Source organism: Deltaproteobacteria bacterium, assembly GCA_003696105.1.
Lineage (GTDB): Bacteria > Myxococcota_A > Polyangia > Haliangiales > J016 > J016.
Genome location: RFGE01000337.1, coordinates 1 through 4,504 on the forward strand (window position 1 = coordinate 1; position 4,504 = coordinate 4,504).

The window sequence follows — 4,504 nt, forward strand, 5'->3', positions numbered from 1 at the left end:
CACGAGAAGCTCCGTGTAGCGCAGCTCGACGGTGATGACGTCGCCGGGCAGGATGTTGCCGACCCGCATGGAAAACACGTTCGGCCGGTCCTGCTCGAGCAGCGACGCCGTCTTGCCGGCGGCGACGGCGTGGTCGTATTCGCGGCGCGCCTGCTTTCGCTCGCGCACCTCCGCGACGATGACGCGGTCGCCCACGGTCATCTTCATGCCGTAGACCGCCGCGCGGGTGGACGCGGGGAACACGTAGCGCGCCGAGATCGGCTTGCTGCCGCGGTTTTCGTAGACCTGCGTGACGGTGACGTCGGCGATCACGCCGGCGATGCGGACGTCGGCGGACGTGCTGCGCAGCGGCAGCGCCTCGACGCCCGGGTCGCCGCCGTCGACGAAGAAGTACGGCGACAGCGTGCGATCCGCGTCGGCGCCGTCCGGGTCGGCGGCAGCCGGGCGCGGCGCCGCGGCGAACGCGGCCCATGCGGTGACGAGGATGGCGAGGATGCGGTGGCGAGCGTGCATGCCCGCCAGCGACAGCAAGCGCGGTGCCGGCGCCCGGGTCGCCGGGTTGCGCGCGGATGCGGCGCGGGCGTGTCCCGGTTGCCACGCCCGGCGCGGGCGCGGTGCCACACGCCCGCGCTTGCCCGCGCCGGCCGCGGCCGGTACAACGGGCGCGTGACCGGCGACATCCGCGTGCTGCGTTCGGCGCTGATCGACTCCGAGCGGTTCGTCCACGGCTTCCCCGAGCGCACCGGCGGCGTGTCCACCGGCGCGCGCGCGTCGCTCAACCTCGGCTACCGCTGGGGCGACGATCGCGCCGCGGTCGACGAGAACCGCAGGCGGCTGGCGGCGCACGCCGGGTACGACCCGGACGCGCTGGTCGTGACCAAGCACGTCCACGGCACGCGGGTGTGGCGCGTCGGCGAGCCGCTGCCGGACCCGCCCGAGTTCGACGGCCTGGTGTCGGATCGGCCCGGCGTCGTCCTCGGCGCGTTCGCCGCCGACTGCATCCCGATCGTGTTCGCCGATCCGCACGCGGGCGTGTGCGGCGCGTGCCACGCGGGCTGGCGGGGGACGGTCGCCGGGGTCGCGCGCGAGGTCGTACGCCGCATGTGCGAGGCCGGCGCGGCGGCCGCCCACATCCGCGTCGCGCTGGGGCCGTCGATCGGCCCGTGCTGCTTCGAGGTGGGCGACGAGGTGGTCGACCAGTTCGTCGCCGCGTTCGGCGACCTGCCGGGCCTCGTCGTCGCGGGGCCGCGCAAGCGCCACATCGACCTGCGCATCGCGACCCGCGCCGTCCTCGAGGCCGCCGGCGTCCGTCCGGACCACATCGACGACGCGCCGCCGTGTACGCGCTGCGAGCCGGATCGGTTCTTTTCGTACCGCCGAGACGGACGCGGCGGCGGCTGCCACATGGGGTTCATCGGCCTGCGGGCGTAGCGGCGGCGCATCTGGGCCTGCTCGGACTGCCCGCGCGGCGGCGGTTGGTCCGCCGGGCCTCGTCGGCCTGCGCGCGCGGCCGCGCGGCAGGCGGGTGGCCCTCGCGGCGCCGGCCGCGGTACGCTGGGCGGCCGTGCGGTTTTACGAGCAGACGTTCGGGGTGTATTTCGACGACCTCGATCCGTTCCACATCCTCCACAACGCCCGCTACCTGCTGCTGTTCGAGCGCGCGCTCGGCGCGTTCTGGATGGATCTCGGGTTCGGCTCGTTTCAGGACGACCCCGACCAGTTCCACCTGGTCGCGCACAACGAAGTGGACTATCGGCGTCCGGTCGAGGGCGTCGGCCGCGTGCGCGTGCGGGTGTTCATCGACCGCATCGGCCGCAGCTCGCTCACGTTCGGGTTTCGCATGATGCCACTGGACGAGGACGTGGACCACGCGGTCGGCCGCCGGACGATCGTGCGGGTCGACCCGGAAACGCGGCGGCCGATCCCGTGGTCCGACGCGCTTCGCGCGCGCCTTGCCCCGTACGTGCGCGACGACGCGGCGTGAGCCGGCGAGGTCATCGCAGCACGTCGAAGTACAGGATCAGCACGATCTCGATGACGATCAAGATGACGATGTACCACTCGACGCGCAGGGATCGCCGCGCCTGCAACAGTTCGAGCACGGTCGACGCCGTGGCCGCGATGAGGTCGAGCTTGCGCTCGAGCGCGGAGTGGCGCTCGCGCAGCTCGTATTCGTCCTCGAGCCGCGCGTACAGGCGCTCGAGTTCCGGGTGCTCCCACAACAGCTCGGGCTTTTCGAGCACCTCCACGCGACCGACCATGCGGTGCTGGATGCGCAGGATGCGGCCGATGTGCGACAGCAACGTCCGCGTGCGCCCGCGGCCGAGCGCGCCGCGTTCGAGCTGTTCGGCCAGCGGCTCGACGAGCTGGAACGCGTCGGCGATCTCGTCCTCGTAGTGCGCCAGGACGACGCTCTTGGCGAGGATCTCGGCGACCACGAGCAGCCGGTCGGGCGTGGCCCGCGCGATCTGCACGTCGTCGTTTGCCATGCCCTCGCGGCCGCGCGGGTCGACGCGGACGCGGGCCACCTCTCGGTCGGGCTCCGAGTACCTGCCGGCGATGCGCGGCGCCAGCTCGGCCAAGAACGCGGCGCGGGCGGCGTCGTCTGCCCCGAAGAACACGACCGCGCCATAGCGGAACACGGCGGCGACCCCGGCCCCGGCGGCCAACAGCGGCGGCTGTTCGTCGACGCGCTCGAGCCCGCGTACGTCGATGCGCTCACCGACGAGCACGGCGACGGCGTCGAACGCGGGGCCGAGTTGGGTCGCGGGGGGGTGGATGGCCGGGCGCGGCATGGCACACTCAGTGTAGCGCGCGGCCACCGCGCGCCCGCACCGGCCGGAGGGAGCCTCATGACGGCGCGACCGAGCCCGCAATACAGCATCACCATGCGCATCTCGTATCCGCACGAGCCGGGGTGGATCGCGCGGATCGCCGACGCGATCGCTCAGCGCGGGGGCGTCATCCTGGCCATCGACCTGGTTCACATCCACGGCGGCCGCAGCCTGCGCGACTACACCATCGAGTGCAGCTCGACGGAGCACGCCAACGCGATCGTCGAGGCCGTCCGGGCGATCGACGGCGTCGAGATCGAATCGGTGTCCGACAACACCTTCCTCGTTCACCTCGGCGGCAAGCTCGAGGTCGTGGCCAAGACGCCGATCAAGACGCGCGCCGACCTGTCGATGGTGTACACGCCCGGGGTTGCGCGGGTGTGCCTCGCGATCCGCGACGACCCGCGCGCCGCGTTCAACCTCACGGTGCGCAGCAACACGGTGGCGGTCGTGTCCGACGGCAGCGCGGTGCTCGGCCTCGGCGACATCGGGCCGGTCGCGGCGCTGCCGGTGATGGAGGGCAAGGCGGCGCTGTTCAAGGAGTTCGGCGGGGTCAACGCGTTCCCGCTGTGCGTGGCGGCGCGCGACGTCGACGACGTGGTGCGATTCTGCGAGCAGATCGCGCCGACGTTCGGCGGGATCAACCTCGAGGACATCTCGGCGCCGCGCTGCTTCGAGATCGAGCGCCGCCTGCGCGAGTCTCTCGACATCCCGGTGATGCACGACGACCAGCACGGCACCGCGGTCGTGATGCTCGCCGGGCTGATCAACGCGCTGCGCGTCGTCGGCAAGGAGCCGGCGGCCGTGCGCGTCGTCGTGTCGGGCGCCGGCGCGGCGGGCGTCGCGTGCGCGCGGATGCTCGTCGACTTCGGAGTCGGCGACGTGATCGTGTGCGACTCGCGCGGTGCGATCCACCGCGGCCGCACCGACGGGATGAACGACGCCAAGCGGTGGCTGGCCGAACACACGAACGCCGAAGGGAGGACCGGATCGATTCACGACGTCATCGCCGGCGCCGACGTGTTCGTCGGGGTGTCGCGGCCGGGCGTGATCGGCCGGGCCGACGTCGAGGCGATGGCCGACTCGCCCATCGTGTTCGCGATGGCCAACCCGGAACCCGAGGTGTTGCCCGAGGAGATTCGCGACATCGCTGCGGTGATCGCGACCGGGCGCAGCGACTACCCGAATCAGATCAACAACGTGCTCGCGTTTCCGGGCATCTTCCGGGGGGCGTTGGACGCGCGAGCGCGGGCGATCAACGACGAGATGATCCGCGCGGCGGCGCACGCCATCGCCGATGCGGTCGCCCCGGAGGAGCGGTCCGCGGAGACGATCGTCCCGAGCGTGTTCAACCGGTCGGTCGGCCCCCGCGTCGCCGCCGCGGTGGCGCGGGCGGCGCGAAAGACCGGCGTCGCCCGGCGCATTCCGAAGGGCCTGCGGCTCGTCCCGAAATAGGACAGTCCGCCGGGCGCTGCGCAACGATTGCGTTCGCCTCGCCCCGGCGCGCACGTCGTGCGCGCGGCGGTGCGCGATGACTCGCGGACGCGCCGCCCGCTGGCGTGGCCGCGGGCCGCCACCCGGGCACGCAACATGCATGCTACTGTAGCGTTTCGCGCTCGTCGCTTGGCGACCGTCCGGCTCGCTCGGGCCGGCACCACGGCGCGGCGCGG

At 72.8% G+C, this 4,504-nt stretch carries 5 protein-coding genes; 3 read left to right on the forward strand and 2 right to left on the reverse strand.

All coding sequences use genetic code 11. The features are described from left to right. Positions 1 to 513: trypsin (locus D6689_20980; GenBank protein RMH37473.1), on the reverse strand; the 513-nt coding region annotated here is incomplete at its 3' end. Here D6689_20980 and pgeF point away from each other — a divergent pair. Beyond that, positions 130 to 1,431, forward strand: a complete 1,302-nt coding sequence (gene pgeF / locus D6689_20985; GenBank protein RMH37469.1) for a peptidoglycan editing factor PgeF — start codon at positions 130 to 132, stop codon at positions 1,429 to 1,431. The two genes, D6689_20980 and pgeF, sit on opposite strands and share 384 nt — an antisense overlap. Next, entirely contained in the window at positions 1,358 to 1,984 is a 627-nt protein-coding gene (locus tag D6689_20990) for an acyl-CoA thioesterase (GenBank protein RMH37470.1), read from the forward strand. Before pgeF ends, D6689_20990 begins: the two co-directional genes overlap by 74 nt. Positions 1,985 to 1,994: 10 nt before the next feature. Here D6689_20990 and D6689_20995 read toward each other — a convergent pair whose 3' ends face one another. Next, the gene (locus D6689_20995; GenBank protein ID RMH37471.1) at positions 1,995 to 2,795 is read right to left on the reverse strand and encodes an RMD1 family protein; all 801 of its coding nucleotides are present in this window, start codon (positions 2,793 to 2,795) and stop codon (positions 1,995 to 1,997) included. Between the two features lie 57 nt (positions 2,796 to 2,852). Between D6689_20995 and D6689_21000 the strand changes: the two genes are divergently transcribed. Continuing rightward, entirely contained in the window at positions 2,853 to 4,289 is a 1,437-nt protein-coding gene (locus D6689_21000) for an NAD-dependent malic enzyme (GenBank protein RMH37472.1), read from the forward strand. Positions 4,290 to 4,504: the final 215 nt, after the last annotated feature.

Bases quoted from the DNA above. Each gene is read 5' to 3' on its own strand.
- D6689_21000 (RMH37472.1), top strand. From the start codon at position 2,853: ATGACGGCGCGACCGAGCCCGCAATACAGCATCACCATGCGCATCTCG.
- D6689_20995 (RMH37471.1), bottom strand. From the start codon at position 2,795: ATGCCGCGCCCGGCCATCCACCCCCCCGCGACCCAACTCGGCCCCGCG.